The sequence below is a fragment of the Plantactinospora sp. ZYX-F-223 genome (genome assembly GCF_039649625.1).
Lineage (GTDB): Bacteria > Actinomycetota > Actinomycetes > Mycobacteriales > Micromonosporaceae > Plantactinospora.
In genome coordinates this window covers 1-15,556 of sequence record NZ_JBDJAV010000029.1, presented here as the reverse complement: position 1 = coordinate 15,556, position 15,556 = coordinate 1, and the positions used below count along the sequence as shown (strand labels likewise).

The 15,556-nt window shown below is 72.8% G+C and carries 14 protein-coding genes and 1 riboswitch; of the genes, 4 read left to right on the top strand and 10 right to left on the bottom strand.

Features of this window, described 5'->3' with window-relative positions:
* Positions 1–691: 691 nt before the first annotated feature.
* Positions 692–895: a cold-shock protein gene (locus AAH979_RS26935; RefSeq protein WP_123563110.1), complete on the bottom strand. Its 204-nt coding sequence runs from the start codon at positions 893–895 to the stop codon at positions 692–694.
* A gap of 326 nt (positions 896–1,221) precedes the next feature.
* Here AAH979_RS26935 and AAH979_RS26930 point away from each other — a divergent pair, with 326 nt between their 5' ends.
* Positions 1,222–1,845, top strand: a complete 624-nt coding sequence (locus AAH979_RS26930; protein WP_346260925.1) for a GNAT family N-acetyltransferase — start codon at positions 1,222–1,224, stop codon at positions 1,843–1,845.
* Positions 1,846–1,904: 59 nt separating this feature from the next.
* Here AAH979_RS26930 and paaN read toward each other — a convergent pair whose 3' ends face one another.
* The 3 genes from paaN to thrC all read right to left on the bottom strand — a co-directional run bounded on the left by paaN (position 1,905) and on the right by thrC (position 6,366).
* Complete coding sequence (gene paaN / locus AAH979_RS26925; protein WP_346260924.1) at positions 1,905–3,578, bottom strand: phenylacetic acid degradation protein PaaN; 1,674 nt, start codon at positions 3,576–3,578, stop codon at positions 1,905–1,907.
* A 64-nt stretch (positions 3,579–3,642) separates the two neighbouring features.
* Positions 3,643–4,659: a GNAT family N-acetyltransferase gene (locus AAH979_RS26920; protein ID WP_346260923.1), complete on the bottom strand. Its 1,017-nt coding sequence runs from the start codon at positions 4,657–4,659 to the stop codon at positions 3,643–3,645.
* Positions 4,660–5,070: 411 nt separating this feature from the next.
* Positions 5,071–6,366, bottom strand: a complete 1,296-nt coding sequence (gene thrC, locus AAH979_RS26915; RefSeq protein WP_346260922.1) for a threonine synthase — start codon at positions 6,364–6,366, stop codon at positions 5,071–5,073.
* 13 nt (positions 6,367–6,379) lie between these two features.
* Positions 6,380–6,496: riboswitch (SAM riboswitch) on the bottom strand.
* 187 nt (positions 6,497–6,683) lie between these two features.
* Here thrC and AAH979_RS26910 point away from each other — a divergent pair.
* A complete protein-coding gene (locus tag AAH979_RS26910; protein ID WP_346260921.1) occupies positions 6,684–7,427 on the top strand; it encodes a dienelactone hydrolase family protein in 744 nt (247 codons plus the stop codon).
* A gap of 32 nt (positions 7,428–7,459) precedes the next feature.
* Positions 7,460–7,738: a DUF6295 family protein gene (locus AAH979_RS26905; protein WP_346260920.1), complete on the top strand. Its 279-nt coding sequence runs from the start codon at positions 7,460–7,462 to the stop codon at positions 7,736–7,738.
* A gap of 22 nt (positions 7,739–7,760) precedes the next feature.
* Here AAH979_RS26905 and AAH979_RS26900 read toward each other — a convergent pair whose 3' ends face one another.
* The 4 genes from AAH979_RS26900 to AAH979_RS26885 are packed head-to-tail and all read right to left on the bottom strand — an operon-like array spanning position 7,761 to position 11,885.
* Positions 7,761–8,570 carry an ABC transporter permease gene (locus tag AAH979_RS26900; protein WP_346260919.1) on the bottom strand — a complete coding sequence of 270 codons (810 nt, stop codon included), beginning with the start codon at positions 8,568–8,570 and terminating at the stop codon, positions 7,761–7,763.
* Positions 8,567–9,505 carry an ABC transporter ATP-binding protein gene (locus AAH979_RS26895; RefSeq protein WP_346260918.1) on the bottom strand — a complete coding sequence of 313 codons (939 nt, stop codon included), beginning with the start codon at positions 9,503–9,505 and terminating at the stop codon, positions 8,567–8,569. Before AAH979_RS26895 ends, AAH979_RS26900 begins: the two co-directional genes overlap by 4 nt.
* Positions 9,502–10,383 (bottom strand): S24/S26 family peptidase, encoded by an 882-nt coding sequence (locus AAH979_RS26890; RefSeq protein ID WP_346260917.1) that lies wholly within the window; start codon positions 10,381–10,383, stop codon positions 9,502–9,504. Before AAH979_RS26890 ends, AAH979_RS26895 begins: the two co-directional genes overlap by 4 nt.
* Positions 10,380–11,885 (bottom strand): PqqD family peptide modification chaperone, encoded by a 1,506-nt coding sequence (locus AAH979_RS26885; protein ID WP_346260916.1) that lies wholly within the window; start codon positions 11,883–11,885, stop codon positions 10,380–10,382. Before AAH979_RS26885 ends, AAH979_RS26890 begins: the two co-directional genes overlap by 4 nt.
* A gap of 237 nt (positions 11,886–12,122) precedes the next feature.
* Between AAH979_RS26885 and AAH979_RS26880 the strand changes: the two genes are divergently transcribed.
* Entirely contained in the window at positions 12,123–12,821 is a 699-nt protein-coding gene (locus tag AAH979_RS26880; RefSeq protein ID WP_346260915.1) for a response regulator, read from the top strand.
* Here AAH979_RS26880 and AAH979_RS26875 read toward each other — a convergent pair.
* Together AAH979_RS26875 and AAH979_RS26870 are read right to left on the bottom strand one after the other, a co-directional pair.
* Positions 12,764–14,035 carry an ATP-binding protein gene (locus AAH979_RS26875; RefSeq protein WP_346260914.1) on the bottom strand — a complete coding sequence of 424 codons (1,272 nt, stop codon included), beginning with the start codon at positions 14,033–14,035 and terminating at the stop codon, positions 12,764–12,766. The two genes, AAH979_RS26880 and AAH979_RS26875, sit on opposite strands and share 58 nt — an antisense overlap.
* A 315-nt stretch (positions 14,036–14,350) precedes the next feature.
* Positions 14,351–15,235, bottom strand: a complete 885-nt coding sequence (locus tag AAH979_RS26870; RefSeq protein WP_346260913.1) for an ABC transporter permease subunit — start codon at positions 15,233–15,235, stop codon at positions 14,351–14,353.
* Between the last annotated feature and the right edge of the window lie 321 nt (positions 15,236–15,556).

Genomic DNA, 15,556 nt, shown 5'->3' with positions numbered 1-15,556 from the left:
CGCGCACCCGCTCCGCGAGCCCGCGACCGTGGCCCTACCGCCCCGACCTTGGCACTCACGGTATGCGAGTGCCAAACACTTGTTTAGCACTCTCCCCTGCCGAGTGCAAGCGAGTGAGCCGGTCGAACCGGGCATCGGGACCGGCTGGCGGCGGCCGGAGCGCGGCGGGAGACCAGCAGCCCAATGGGAGCGGAACGGCAGCCGAACCAGCGGTGTCAGGACCCGGCCGGGAGTCGGGAAGCGCCGGCAGATCCGCGCCTCCGCGCCCGCCGACCGCGCGGCCCCGGCGTCTCCGGAGGGGGCCGGAATGCGGGTTGTCGCAATCACGGGAAAGCCCGGCCAAGGGGCGGTCGACGCCAACCCGATCAGGACAGCGGGCGCCTTGCCGGACGCCATACCGCAGCAGCCCGGATCCGTGCGGGCAGTCCGAGAGACGCATCGTGCGGAAGACGCGGGGAGATCCGCCGGACGACCGGCACGAGCGCGGTAGCAACCGGCACACCGACCCGCCGGACACGCCAACGACGTCGCACGGCGACCCGGCCAGCCGCAGACCGCCGTCGTTGTGGAGTATCGACACGGCGGGAGTCCGGACTGGGCCGGCAACGGTCCCGACCGGCGGCTTACCGGCGGCCGGGTGGCAGCGGAACGGGGGACGAGCCCGAGAGCGGCGGGCCGATGGCCCGGCAGCTCAGGCGATGACCCGGACCTTTTCCGCCTGCGGGCCCTTCTGCCCCTGGGCGATCTCGAACTCGACGCGCTGACCGTCGTCAAGCGCCTTGTAGCCGTCCATCTGGATCGCGGAGAAGTGGACGAAGACGTCCTGCCCGCCATCGACCGCGATGAAGCCGTAGCCCTTTTCGCTGTTGAACCACTTCACGGTGCCCTGCGCCACGGTGCACTTCCTTACTTCGGTCGCGTCGGAGCTGCCCGAGCTCCGGCGACGCCGTATGCCTGCCGGGACCGCCGAGTCGCTTTCCCCAAAATGGATCATGTAATTGGGGAGCCACGAATCGAGCGGCCGAACCCGCACCGTACACCAAGGTCGGGCGGCGGCGCACTAGGCCAAAACGGTCACCGAGCAGACAACCGGGCGGTCCTTTCCGGCCTCTCACCTATTGGCGGCCGTCGCTGCCCAGCTCAACCGGCCCGCACCGAAACCGCCGGCGGCTCCGTTACCCGCCGAAACTGGGCGCCGTACGGCGTGCGACCATGGCGGACGTGCCGGCTTCCATCCCGCAGACCGCCGCCGAGCCGGAGTCCGCGCACTCCTCCGATCGACCCGGGTCAGCTACCCCGGACCGGGCCGCCGGTACGGCCGATTCCGGTCTTCGACCGAGCGCCGACCTACCGACGGTCCGCCGGGTACGTCCCGCCGACGCCGCCCGGGTCCGGGCGATCCGTCTGGAGATGCTCGCGGATTCCCCGCTGGCCTTCCTGGAGACGCTCGCCGACGCGGCGGCCCGACCGCACGCCGAGTTCGCGGCCCGGATCGCCGGGATGTCCACCGGCCCCCGGACGGCGGCGTTCGTCGCCGAGGTCGACGGCCGGGTCGTCGGGCACGCCGGTGGCCAGGCGGCACCCGGTCAGCCGGGCGTCACCGTCGTCTTCGCCGTCTACCTCACTCCGGCCTGGCGGGGCAGCGGCCTGCTGGCCGCCCTGGTCGAAGCGGTGGCCGACTGGTCCAGGGCGGTCGCCCGGCCAGAGCTCCTGCTGGAAGTGGTGGTCGGCAACGACCGGGCGGTACGGGCGTACGAGCGGCTGGGCTTCGTCGACACGGGGGTACGGGTGGCACACCCGACCGTCCGCACGCTCCGCGAACTACAGATGCGCCGGACCGCCTGATCTCCGGCGATGGTGGAAGGGGCCCGACCGGCGTGGCAGGAGCCCCCACCGCTGCCGGGTCAGCTGTGCCGGCGGGCCTGGACCACCCGGAACCGATTGGCGACGTAGGCGCCATCGGTCAGCGCGGCGTTCGCCGCCGGGTTGGCGCCGGTGCCGTGGAAGTCCGAGAACGCCGCCGACTGGTTGACGAAGACCCCGCCGGTGAGGTTGCAGGAGAGATGCACCCCGGTCTCGATCGCCGCGTTCTCGGCCGCGTCCAGCACGGCGGAGTCCGTCGAGTAGACCGCGGCGGTCAGCGCGCCGCGCTCGCCGACGGTCTGCCGCAGGATCGCCAGGCTGTGCGGGGTGGAGTCGGTGGCGATCACGAACGAGATCGGCCCGAACCACTCCCGCCCGTACGTGCCGAGATCGTCGGCGCCGAGCTTCGCGATCAGCGGCGTACGCACCACCGCGCCCGGGTAGTTCGGGTGCTCGACCGGCCGGGACGGCAGTACCGGCTCGCCGATCCCGGCGACCTCGTCGAGCCGGGCCAGCACGCCGTCGTTGACGATCGCGCCGATCAGCTCGACCGCGCGGGCCGGGTCGCCGGTGAGCTTGCCGACCGCCCCGGCGATGCCCGCGGCGACCTCGTCGACGCTCTTGTGCCCCTGGTCGGTCTCGATCCCGTCACGCGGCACCAGGATGTTCTGTGGGGTGGTGCACATCTGCCCGCTGTAGAGGGTCAGCGAGAAGCCGATGTTGCGGCACATCCCGGCGAAGTCGTCGGTCGAGTCGACCACGATGGCGTTGACCCCGGCCTTCTCGGTGTAGACGGCGGCCTGCCGGGCGTTCGCCTCCAGCCAGTCGCCGTACTCGGTGGAGCCGGTGAAGTCGACGATCTTCACCTCGGGGCGGAGCGCCAGGGTGGAGGCGAGTTGCTCGCCGGGCGCTTCGGGGGCGAGCAGCATCAGGTTCGGGTCGAAGCCGGCCTCGGCCAGCACCTCGCGGGCGTACCGGACGGTGATGGCGAGCGGCAGCACGGCCCGGGGGTGCGGCTTGACCACCACCGGGTTGCCGGTGACCAGCGAGGCGAAGAGTCCCGGGTAGGTGTTCCAGGTCGGGAAGGTGTTGCAGCCGATCGCCAGCGCCACGCCGCGCGGCACCACGTGGAAGTTCTTGGTCATCCGCAGCGGGTCGCCCTTGCCGGCCGGCTTCTCCCAGGCCGCCGTCGCCGGGTGCCGGGTCATCTCCTGGTGCGCGTAGGCGAGCGCTTCGAGGGCCCGGTCCAGCGCGTGCGCGCCACCGGCCTGGAACGCCATCACGAATGCCTGCCCGGTGGTGGCGTGCACCGCGTTGGCCAGCTCGAAGACGTGCCCGTGCAGCCGGGCGAGGATCTCCAGGCATACCCCGACCCGGGTCTGCGGCCCCGCGTCCCGCCAGGCCGGCAGCGCGGTCGCGGCGGCGGCCAGCAGCACCTCCGGGTCGGCGTGCGGGTAGCTCACCCCGAGGTCGATGCCGAACGGGCTGGCCTCGGTGGCCACCCAGTCACCGGTGCCGGGCTGGTCGAGCGGGAACTTGCCGCCCAGGTACGCCCGGAACGCCGCCTCGCCCTCGGCGGCGGCGGTCTCGCCGTAGACCCGAGGGCTGGGTGACTCGGGGTAGGCGGACCAGTAGGAGCGTTCGGTGATCGCGGTGAGTGCCCGTTCCAGGGTGTCGGCGTGCCGGGCGAAGAAGGGGTGCGGGGTCTCCGTCATCCCGCCATCATGCCGCACCGGCCCGGCCCGTCCCAGCCTCCGCACCGGGGGTGGACGCCGCCGGTCAAAGGGTCGCCTGCCAGGTGTTGAGCCCGGCGACCGCGCGGAATCCCAGCGCCTCGTTGATCGAAATCATGTAGTCGTTCGACGCGGCGTTGTAGGTGTCGATGACCCGCAGCGCCGGCTCGTGCGCCCGGATCTGCCGCAGGTTGTCGATCTTGATCACGGTGCCGAGGCGGTGCCCCCGGTGCGCCGGCTCGACCAGGGTGATCTGCTGGAACGCGTGCCAGTCGCAGCCAATGTTCATGCCGATCCCGGTCCAGGCCACCAACCGGCCGGTCGCGTCGTGCCGGGCGCCGCTGTTGTACCAGTACTGGCCCCGATCGTGGTAGCCCTGCTCCATCTCGCGTAGCCGGGTCACCTCCGGCCTGGCCGCCTCCCAGGTCAGGTCGCCGATCGGCGCGTCGCTGACCAGGCGGCTGTCCAGGTAGGCGACGTCCTCGGCGTACTCCTCGGGGGTCGCGCCCTGCCAGCGCACGATCGAGTAGCCCTCGGCCCGGGCCAGGCCCTCGGTCAGCAGCCGGTCGAGTTCCGGCTCGTCCAGGGTGGTCAGGTCGAGCCGGCGGCGTACGTCGGCCAACGCCGGCTTGGCGCCCAGCGCGGCGGCGAAGGCGTCGCCCGGCATCGTCGGGGCGGCCTGCGGGCTCATGTTCGCCACCTCGCCGATGATCCGCTTGCGGCCCTCGTCCCGGGCCACCCGCACCGCGTACTCGTAGAGGGCCCGGCCGACGCCCCGGCGGCGGTACTCCGGATGGACGGCGAGCGTCAGCCCGGCGTTCTCCAGGTTCTCCCGCTGCGGCAGCGAGACCGCCAGGTAGCCCACGGCCACCCCGTCGAGATAGCCCAGCGCGTGCCGGTCGTCGTTACCGGGCCAGGGGCGCCGGAGCCCGGCGAAGAAGCGCTGCCGGGGCAGCCTCGGCACGTCGGGCTGGTCGGTCGCCCGGGCGGCGGCCTCGATCTCGTACGCCCGCTCGGTGGCGGCGACGTCGGCGACGTCCAGGGGAGTGACCACGATGTCCATGCTCTGGAGGGTGCCGCTTGCACGAACCGGGCGCGACCGAATATCGGGGAACCGTCACCCGGGTCGATGGATCCGCGTTGAACCGACGGGCGGGCGATGGCGGCAGTCCGGCCGGGGAGAGAGTTTGGTCGGGAGGACGCCCGCACAACGCCTCCGGCGTCGGGTCGTAAGAGCTTTGAAAGTCTACGGCGGTGCGTCCTCCCGCACGGAGCATCTTGCGACGTGCAGATGCAGCCGTCAAGCCCTCTACCGCGTGTTTTCGTCACGGGCGGCAAAACAGCAGCTACGCACCGCATCCGTACCACCGGGGCCACCGCTCGTCCGGAGAACCCGAACGATCTAACCTGCAAGTTGCACGTGCATCTGCCCGGGCAGGCCCGGGCAGATGCCGAAAAATTCTTCCCGAAAAATTCAGCCGAGCAGGCCGGCGTCCCGGGCCGCCCGCAGCGACGGCTTGACCCGGTACGTCGGACCGACCTGCGCCGCCACCGCGTCCAGCGTCTTGAGGCCCTCGCCGGTGTTGTAGACGACCGTCTCGGCGTCCGGGTCCAGCCGGCCGCTCGCCACCAACTTGCCGAGCACCGCCACCGTCACCCCGCCGGCCGTCTCCGCGAAGACCCCGGTGGTACGGGCCAACTGCCGGATGGCGGCACGGATCTCGTCGTCATCGGCGTAGTCCATCCAGCCGCCCGTGCGGCGGACCGCCTCCAGCGCGTAGAGCCCGGCGGCCGGGTCACCGATGTTGAGCGACTTCGCGATCCCGGTCGGCCGGACCGGGGTGATCACGTCGGTGTCGGCGTGCAGCGCGACGGCGATCGGGTTGCAGCCGGCCGACTGGGCGCCGAAGACCTTCCAGCCGTTGGCCGGGGCCTCGACCAGTCCGATCTCGACCAGCTCGCTGAACGCCTTGTCGATCTTGGTAAGCAGCTCGCCACTGGCCATCGGGATGACCACCTGCTCGGGGATCCGCCAGCCCAACTGCTCGGCGACCTCGTAGCCCAGCGTCTTGGAGCCCTCGGCGTAGTACGGCCGGACGTTCACGTTGACGAACGCGGTGTCCTCGAACTCGTCGGTCTCGACCAGCTCGCCGCAGAGCCGGTTGACGTCGTCGTACGAGCCGTCGATGGCGACCACGTCGCCGCCGTAGACGGCGGTGGTCACCACCTTGCCCTGCTCCAGGTCGCCGGGGATGAAGACGATCGACGGCACCCCGGCCCGGGCCGCGTGCGCGGCGACCGAGTTCGCCAGGTTGCCGGTCGAGGCGCAGGCGAACCGGGTGAAGCCGAGGCCCCGGGCGGCGGTCAGCGCCACCGACACCACCCGGTCCTTGAACGAGTGGGTGGGGTTGGCGCTGTCGTCCTTGACCCAGAGCGGCGCCCGGATGCCCAGCTCGGCGGCGAGGCCGGCGGCCGGGACCAGCGGGGTCAGCCCCGGATCGAGGGTGACCCGGGTGGTCGGGTCCTGGCCGGTCGGCAGCAGCGCGGCGTACCGCCAGAGGTTCTTCGGGCCGGCCTCGATGTCGGCCCGGGTGACCCGGGCCAGAGTCGCGGCATCGTAGCCGACCTCCAGCGGGCCGAAACACTCGTAACAGGCGTGCTGGGCGACCAGCGGGTATTCGGTGCCACAACCGCGGCAGACGAGGACGCGGGCCGGGTTGGGGGCCACCGGGCTGGTCTGGCTGGGGGTCGCGTCGATGATCGACGTCATGGCGATTGCCGTCCTCTCATCTTTCCCTGGCGCCGCACCGCGCGGCGGGGACGGATTTGGCACCTGCTCCGCCGTGGAGTGGTTGCCGGGGCGTCATCGGGCCGTATCCCTCAGCCCCTCTGGATGAGGTATGAAGTTGTGCCGCCAGTCTACGGGCACCGGGAGCCACTGTCCCGGGTCTCTTCCCGGTGTGAGCAAGATCCCCGCGCCGGGCCGCCGGACCGCCGCGGACCACCGGCTGAAATAGTTATCCCAGGCTAACGAAACTTCGGTGCGGCCGGCGGTGACAGTCCGGCCGGCAGGACGGGAGCGCGACGTTGCAGGACGCGATGCAGGCCGGGACGGTCCGGATCACCGGGGCGGGCGGCGACGAGATCGAGGCGTACCTGGCCCAGCCCCTCGGACCCACGCCGCGCGGCGGGGTGGTGGTGATCCACCACATGCCCGGCTACGACGAGGCGACCAAGGAGATCACCCGCCGGCTGGCCAGCTTCGGGTACGCGGCGATCTGCCCCAACCTCTACTCCCGGGAGGCGCCGGGGGCGAGCCCGGACGACGCGGCGGCCACGGCGCGGGCCGCCGGCGGCGTACCGGACGACCGGCTGGTCGGCGACGTCGGCGGCGCGGCCGAACACCTGCGCGGGCTGCCGGGCTCGAACGGCCGGGTCGGGGTGATCGGGTACTGCTCCGGCGGCCGGCAGGCGTTCCTGGCCGCCACCCGGCTGCCGCTGGACGCCGCCGTCGACTGCTACGGCGCGTTCGTGGTCGGCGACCCGCCGGAGAGCTTCCCGCTGGCGGTGAAGCCGCTGCTCGACCAGGCTGACAGGCTCTCCTGCCCGCTGCTCGGGCTCTTCGGCGCCGAGGACCAGTACCCGTCGCCGGCCCAGACGGAGGAGCTGTCCAGGGAGCTGACCCGGCTCGGCAAGCCGCACGAGTTCCACACCTTCGCCGACGCCGGACACGGCTTCTTCGCCGTCGACCGGCCCGGCTACCGGCCGCTGGCCGCCACCGAGGGCTGGCGGCGGGTCCGGGACTTCTTCGACCGCCATCTCGGCGCCTGACCCCGTTCCGCCCCGAGCCAGAGGAGGCCGGCATGTGCACGTACGTCACGGTGAAACGCGAGGTCGACGGCAGCGGCAAGGGTGCCGACGGCTGGTTCCCGGTCAGCCACACCTGCGTCTACGTGGACCATCCGACGCACGCCCCGTACGCACACACCCTCAACATCGACTTTCTGAACCCGGCCGCCGGCCCGGCCGCCCGGGTCGCGGTCGAGCTGACCGAGGAGTCCGCGCTCGCCCTGGTCGAGGCGATCCAGGCGGCCCTGGCCGCCGCACCGGCCGGGCTGGCCAGCCGCGACCAGAAGGTCTGACGGTGAGCCTGGCGGCGTCGCCTCAGAGCGCCCGGGACTGCCGCACCAGGGCCCGGCCCACCCCCGCCACCGCGACGACGCCGACCACCCCGAGCAGCAGGAAATACGGCCAGGCGCCGGGGAACCCGCGCAGCAGCGCCTCCCGGAGCGCGGTGACGCCGTAGCTGACCGGGTTGACGTCCGCGAGGATCCGCTGCACCGTACCGAGGTTCTCGATCGGATAGAACGACGGGCTGGCGAAGAGTCCCAGCGGGGCCAGCACGTTCACCAGCACGGTGAACCGCTGTGAGTCCTGCACCACGGTGCCGAGCAGCAGGCAGAGCGCGTTGAACGCCAGCGCGGCGAGCAGCGCCCCGCAGAGCAGCGCGGCCCAGCGGTCCGCCGGCCAGCGCCCCCGGAACAGCGCCGCCGAGACCGCCAGCGCGGCGACCGTGTGGACGAACACCAGGGCGGAGCCGGCGAGCAGCTTGCCGGCAACGTACTGCCAGCGGGTGAGCGGGTACGACCACAGTTCCAGCGCCATCCCGTGCGCCCGCTCCTGGACGAACGCCGTACCCGAGGTGGTGGCGGCCAGCAGCGCGGCGAACATCAGCGCGGGTACCACGAAGTCGGGGTAGCCGACCCTCTCGCCCCGGTAGGTCACCGTACCGAGCAGGTCGGCGAGCGAGGTGGCGACGAGTGCGATGTAGACGGCGGTCGGCACCACCGCGAGCAGCAGGTTGCTGCGGTTGCGGGTGAGCAGCAACCACTCCCGCCGCAGCGTCGCGGTGAATCCGGAGCCGTGCCAGGGCGGCGCGGCGGTGTCGTCGTCGGCCAGGCCGGACAGGCTCACCGGATGGTCACCTCCGATCGGGTCAGGGCCACGAAGGCCTCCTCCAGCGAGGCCGTGGCCAGCTCCACGCTGTCGACCGGGATCTGCTGGTCGGCCAGTTCGGCGAGCAGCCGGGGCAGCCGCCGCCGCAGGTCCGGCCCGGTCAGCACGATCTCGTTTCCGCTGCGGGCCGCGGCCAGGCCCAGCCGCAGCGCCCCGGCGGCGATCGCCGGCCAGCCGTCCACCGATCCGCTCCGCAGCACCGCCCGCGCCTCGCCGCGTTCGTCCCGCAGATCCGCCGGAGCGCCGTCCCGGAGCATCCGGCCCCGGCACAGCACCAGCACCCGTTCGGTGTTGCGCTCCACCTCGTCGAGGTAGTGGCTGGTCAGCACGATGGTCAGCTCGTGCTGCCGGCGCAGCTCGTTCAGGCCGGCCCAGACCCGGCGCCGGCCCTCGACGTCCAGTCCGGCCGACGGCTCGTCCAGCAGCAGGACTCTCGGCACCCGGAGCAGGGCCCGCACCAGCTGGAGCCGGCGCCGCTGCCCGGCCGAGAGGGTGTGCACGAACTGGTCATCGCTGCCGGCCAGCTCGAAGGCGCCGAGCAGTTCGTCGGCCCGGGACCGGGCGCGGCGCCAGGGCAGGCCCCGGAACGCCGCGGCGATCCGCAGGTTGTCCCGGACCGTCAACATCAGGTCGAACGGCCCCGACTGGTGCACCACCGCCACGTCCCGCCGCGCGCCGGCGTCGGGCTGGCGGCCGTGCACCAGGATCCGACCGGAACTGGCCGGGCAGGCGCCGCAGACCAGTTTGAGCAGGGTGGTCTTGCCGGAGCCGGCCGGGCCGAGCAACCCGACCGCCTGGCCGGCCGGAACGTCGAAGGTCAGCCCGTCGACCGCCGGGGCGGCGACGCCGGGATACACCTTGACCAGGTCGGTCGCGACGATCGCCGGGGTCACGGCGCACCGTCGAGCGCCGGCTGCGGGGATCCCGGCAACGGGGGTACGCCCAGCGTGGCGAGGATGATCCGGATCTCGCTCTCCGGACCCGCCTCCCGCAGTGGCGGGCCGGTCCGCAGGTGGTGGTCGACGTCGTCCGGGGCGATGAGCGGCTGCGCGTCACCGGGCCCGGCCTGCGGCGCGACCGTGCCCCGGCCGGCGGCGCCGGGCAGCGCCGGCAAGCCGAACCGGCAGCCGAGCACGATGTCGAGCCGCTGCGCCGGGCGGCTCGGGCCGGCCAGTCCGGTACGCAGGTCGTCGACCGGGCGTACCGCGGCCGGGGAGATGCCCACGGTCACCCCGCCCAGCGCGTCGAGCGCGTCCAGGGCTCGGCGCACCCGGTCCGGCAGGGCGGAGCCGGCGGCGAGGTGGCGTACCCGGACCAGGGCCTCCGGACGGCGGCTCCCCGGCACCGGAAGCTGGTGGTCGGTCTCCGGTACGGCCCGGGCCGCCGCGCCGACCAGCCAGAGCGTGACGCCGTCCGGCGGCGGGAGCGGCGGCCAGCCGACGGCCGGGGCACCCGGGAGCCGGGCGGCGACCTGCGGCACCCGGCCGAGCAGTGCCGCCCGGGGCACCGGCGGGTCGTACAGCGGCAGGTTGTCGCCGGCGGTCAGCAGGTGCTCCGGCAGCCGGGCCACCACCCGGTGCACCACGATCCCGTCGCCGTGCTGGTACGCGACCACCTCGCCGGGGCGGATCTGGTCGAACTCGACCGGCTCGACGACGACGGTGCCGCCGGAGAGCACCGGCAGCATGCCGGAGTCGGTGACCGGTACCCGGGCCAGTCCTCCGGCGGCGAGGGTCGCGCGTACCAGGTCGGCGAAGCCGCTGCCGCTCACCGGTCGCCCTCCGCTCCGGCCGGTCCGGACGGCTCGGCCGTCCGGAGCAGGTCGCGGGCGTGCAGCAGCCCGACGAACTCGCGGACGTCCCGGGCGACGGCCTCGCGTTCCCGGCAGTCGTCGCCGCCGAACGCGTCGGCCAGGTCACGCACGACGGTCTCCACGGCGCTGCCGGCGGCGAGCCGACGCCAGATCTGCGCGCCGCTCGCGTTGAGCGTCTGGAACTCCCCGTCGTCCGGGTTGTAGAGCCGGACCTCCTCGTCGTCGTCGACCCAGACGATCCCGGAGTTGATTCCGACCGTCACGCGGCACCTCCCGGTCCGGTGGTCAGCAGTGGAAGCGACCGGCATCCTCCGGACGGCGGGGTCCGGGCGTGCCGGCCGTCGGCGGACGGGTGGGGCGAACATCTCGCGAAGCGGCTGGTTCCGCAGGTTGCCGGCCGGGTGCGGCGGGCCGGGGACCGGCTCGCGGGGATAGATGTCGCCACGCGGATCGACGTGGATGTCGATGCCGCGGAGCCCGCAGTCGGCTTGGGCCGAACACGAGGGAACCGCCCTCGGGCCCTGGCTGAGGGCCTTCCGGGCCACCGGGCTCGTCCAGCCGGACCGCCGCGCCGCGAGCTGGTACTCCCCGCCGAGGTACTCCCAGCCCAGGTGGGGACCGCCCGGGCCGCCCCGGTCGACCGCGGTGTGGCTCATCATCCGGATCCGGCTGAACTCGATGCCGTCCAGGAACGCCATCAGGTCGTCCAGCGCGGCGATGTTCTCCGGCGACACCACGTGGTCGATCGCCGGTTTGACACCGGCCGCGTTCAGCAGGGCCAGCCCGCGTACGGTCCGCGCGACCGTGCCCTCGCCCGGAGCCGTACCGAGCAGCTCGTGGCCGCCGCCGTCCAGGCTGACGGTGATGCTGGCGAAGGTGTCGGCGATCCGCCGGGCGGTGCCGGCGTCCCGGATCCGGGTGCCGGTCGTGACCAGGTTGACCCGCAGCCCCCGACTGCGGGCGAGGTCGGCCACGTCGAAGAGATCGCGCCGCAGCATCGGTTCGCCGCCGGTCAGGATCAGCAGCTCCGCGCCGAGCTCGGCGATCTGGTCCACCAGGTCGAGGGACTCCGCCGGTTCCAGCTCACCGGGGAGCGGGTGGGCGCAGGAGGCGGGGCGCTCCCGGCAGGGCGGCGGGCAGCCCTCGGTGATGGCGTAGCGGACCGCCCTCAGCCTCGGCTCGGCCGCCCGGACCCGGGGCACCCGGCCCGGCAGGTAGACCAGCCAGTTCAGCACCAGGGTGCCGAGTTGGCGTTCGAGACGGTGCCACTCGCCCGGCACGGTGGATCCGGACGGTGGGGCGGCCCCGTCGGCGAGCGCCCGCAGCAGTCCGAGTTCCTCCTCGGAGAGCACCGCCCAGGCGGCCAGGCCCGGATTCTCCACGAGATACCGGTCCCGGCAGCGGAAGTAGCCGAGGTCGTCCGGGACGATCAGGGAGTCCCACATCGCCGACAGTCGCATGAGCACTCCCCGTCCAGCCGGAGGGAGCCGCCGTCGGGCGGTTCCCCGCTGTCCCGAGGTCCGTACGGCGGGTCTCGCCGACGGGACTCGATCCAGTCAAGAATCACCGACTGTCACCGTGCGATACCAGAAAGCAGAATTGGCGTCTTGACAGCGGATCGGCGGGGATCTAGTGTCCGGGGCCCCTGCCACCCCACCGTCCCGGGCTCCGGGTCACCCTTCCCGGCGGAAGGCGAGGTGCTGTCTGTCGTGTCCGCGCTCTCGGTCTCCGTGGTCGACGACGACCGGATGCTGCTGGACGGCATGGCCGCCTGGCTCAATTCCGTTCCCGACCTCCGGCTGCTCTGCACGGCGGCCACCGTCGACCAACTCCTCGACACCGAACCGGGCCGGGCTGACCTCGTCGTACTCGACCTGCTGCTGGCGGACGGATCCGCGCCGGTGGACAACGTGCGCCGGCTCGTCGCCACCGGGCGGCCGGTGCTGGTGGTCAGCGTGGTGCCGCACGTGGTGCACGGCGTGGACGTGATCCGGGCCGGCGCGTCGGGCTACCTCACCAAGGACCACGACCTGCCGAGCCTGGCCGAGGCGATCCGGACGGTCGCCCGGGGCGAGGTGGCGCACTCCCCCGAGCTGGCCTTCGCCTGGTCCTGCGACGAGCGGCCGGACCGGCCCAGACTGGCGCCCCGGGAACGGGCCGTACTGGTCGCCTACGCCTCCGGCATGACGCTGACCGCGGTGGCCCGCAAGGTCGGCATCCAACCGACGACCGCGCGGCAGTACCTGGACCGGGTCAAGGCGAAATACTGCGACGCGGGCCGGCCCACGTACACCAAACTCGACCTCGCCGACCGGGTCCGCGAGGACGGGCTGCACCGCTACCCGTCCGCCTCCGGCGACGACGCCGGCCAGAGCAGCTCGACACTCGTGCCGTGACCGGGCTCGGAGAAGAGCCGCAGCTCGCCGCCGACCTCGGTCATCCGTTCGGCGATCGACCGGCGTAACCCGAAACCTCCGGTGGCACCGTCGGTGTCGAACCCGACCCCCCGGTCGACGACCCGCACCCCGAGCACGCCGTCGTACCAGTCGACGGTGACCCACGCCTCGCCGGTACCGGCGTGCCGGGCCACGTTGTTCAGCGCCTCCCGGGCGGCGTCGCAGACCGCCCGTACGACGTGCCGGGGCGGCTGGGACGGCACGTTGCCCGAGCGCAGGTGCACCCGCAGGCCCAGCCCGGTCGCGTCGGCCACCACCTCGGCGAGGCTGACACCGAGAGTGCTCTCCGCCTCGGCCCGGTCCTCGGTGACCAGGCTCCGGATGTAGTCGGCCTCCCGGCCGCAGCGCCGCCGGACGTCCTCGGCGCGATGGTCCAGCCCGCCCCGGGCGATCGCGGTCAGCGTCGCCAGCGCGGTGTCGTGCAGGCGGCGGTAGTGGTGCAGCCGTTCGGCGTACCGGGCCGCCCCGGCCGCGGTCGCCGTCTCGGCCGCGAGCCGGCGCTGGGTCGCCTCGTCGACGGCGTTGGCCTGGGCGCAGAGGAACCGGCGGGTGAAGTGCAGCACCAGCGCGAACCACAGGCTGGAGTTGACGTGGTTGACGAAACCCGACTCCCAGGGCGGCAGCCCGCCGATCTGCACCGAGGCGGCGGCCACCGCGGTCAGCACCAGCAGCCCGAGCCCGACGAGCAGCGCCCGCAGGCTCAGCACCGCCCCGACCAGTGCCGCCGAGCCGAGGGCGAACTTGCCGGCCCAGTTCGCCGCCGACAGCTCGTAGCCGGACCGGATGTTGGCGTTGACCACCACCAGCAGCCCGCAGATGATCGCGACGTCCAGCACGACGTGCCCGTAGCTGAACCAACCCCGCCGCCACACGAACGCCCCGAGCAGGACGTTCCAGCCAACCACGCCGAGCAGCAGCGTCGTGTTCAGCGCGGGGCTGTGGTAGCGGGTGTCACCGCTGGACATCCCGAGCAGCGCCGGCACGATGTAGCTCGCCCGCTGGCAGAACAGCAGCACGGCGATGAAGCGCAGCGTGCGCTCCCGGCCGGGCATGGTGACCATCAGCCGGGCGTCCACCCAGCCCAGTCGTGCCTCGGAGAGGAACCGGCTGATCCGCCGGGGCGGTCGCCCGACCCGGGTGGCAAGATCCAGCACCGGACACCCCCTGTCCCAGAGTCACCGGGCAGCCGTCCCGCGGCCCCGGCCGGCGCGGAGCGTCGTGGACCGCAGGGTGACGGCTCCGTCGCCCACGCCGCTCCCGCCACCGGCAGTGAGAATATCGCTACCGACCAGCGGCGGAGAGCCCGCCGGAGGCTTGACGGCCGCCGTACGGCAACGATGGCCCGAGCTGCGCCGGGCACCAGACTGACGCCGGCACATGCCTGGCGAGCGTGATACCACCGAGTCATCACGATGACTCGGTGGTATCACCGCCAGCCGGGAACTGCCCGCCACCCGGCGACCGTCGTGCTACGACACCACGTCCTTGCGGGTGAAGCGCCAGAAGGCGAGCGACCAGAAGACGGTGGCGTAGCAGATCGCCGAGATGGCGCCCTTGACGATGTCGTCGGTCTGCACCGGGGTGGAGAGCAGGCCGAGCCAGGCGCTGCTGTAGTGCGTCGGCAGGAAGTCCCGCACCACGCCCAGCGCGGTGATCTGGTCGAGGATGCTGGAGAGGATCCAGAGCAGCACCGCGCCACCCACCGCGCCGAGCGCCGCGTCCGTGGTCACCGACAGCAGGAACGCCAGGCCGGCCACGACCAGCAGGACGACCGCCAGATAGCCGAGGATGCCGAGCAGGCGCAGCAGCCCCTCCCCGGCCGGGATCTGCGCGGCGACGGTGCTGGACAGCGGGGACCAGCCGTACCGGAGGGTGCCGACGAGCAGCGCGGTGCCGGCCAGCAGCAGCAGGGCCAGCAGCGAGTACCCGAGTGCGACCACCAGCTTGATCGCCAGCAGTCGGGCCCGGGGCACCGGTACGGCCAGCAGGTAGCGCAGACTGCCCCAGCTCGCCTCGCTGGCCACCGTGTCGCCGCAGAACAGCGCCACCACCACGACCAGCAGGAACGACGACGAGACGAGCAGCGCGAAGAGGGTGAAGTTGAGCCCGCCGCTGGTGGCCAGCTCGATCAGGCTGCCGAACTCGCCCCCGCCGTTGTCGTCGTCGCCGGAGCCCTCGAACTGGAACGCGATCAGGATGATCAGCGGCAGCAGCACCATGAAGCCGAGCGCGAACTGGGTACGCCGGCGGGACGCCTGCCGGCGCCACTCGGCGGCGATCGAGAGCGTGGCCCGGGGCCGGTACCCGGCGGCGCCACCGGCCGCGTCCGGTGCCCTGGTCTCCGTGGCGGTCATCGGATTCCTTCCGTGCATACTCCGGCCTGCAGGCCGGAGAGGGCCTGGGGAGCAGGGCAGGGATAGCCGATCCGCCGCCAAGGCGGAGATTCGTCTACCCGCGCGCCACCACGACACTTACCATCTGGTGCGCTAACGTGTGAGCGATGTCCAGGACCGTGAAGCGGGCGTTCAAGTACCGCTTCTACCCGACCGAGGCGCAGGCGGCGGAGTTGTCGCGCACGTTCGGATGTGTCCGGAGGGTCTACAACCTGGCCTTGCAGGCTCGCACCGAGGCGTGGGTCCTGCGGCGGGAACGGATCAACTACAACGCCACCAGCG

Bases quoted from the DNA above. Each gene is read 5' to 3' on its own strand.
- paaN (WP_346260924.1), bottom strand. From the start codon at position 3,578: ATGACGGAGACCCCGCACCCCTTCTTCGCCCGGCACGCCGACACCCTG.
- AAH979_RS26920 (WP_346260923.1), bottom strand. From the start codon at position 4,659: ATGGACATCGTGGTCACTCCCCTGGACGTCGCCGACGTCGCCGCCACC.
- thrC (WP_346260922.1), bottom strand. From the start codon at position 6,366: ATGACGTCGATCATCGACGCGACCCCCAGCCAGACCAGCCCGGTGGCC.
- AAH979_RS26905 (WP_346260920.1), top strand. From the start codon at position 7,460: ATGTGCACGTACGTCACGGTGAAACGCGAGGTCGACGGCAGCGGCAAG.
- AAH979_RS26885 (WP_346260916.1), bottom strand. From the start codon at position 11,885: ATGCGACTGTCGGCGATGTGGGACTCCCTGATCGTCCCGGACGACCTC.
- AAH979_RS26870 (WP_346260913.1), bottom strand. From the start codon at position 15,235: ATGACCGCCACGGAGACCAGGGCACCGGACGCGGCCGGTGGCGCCGCC.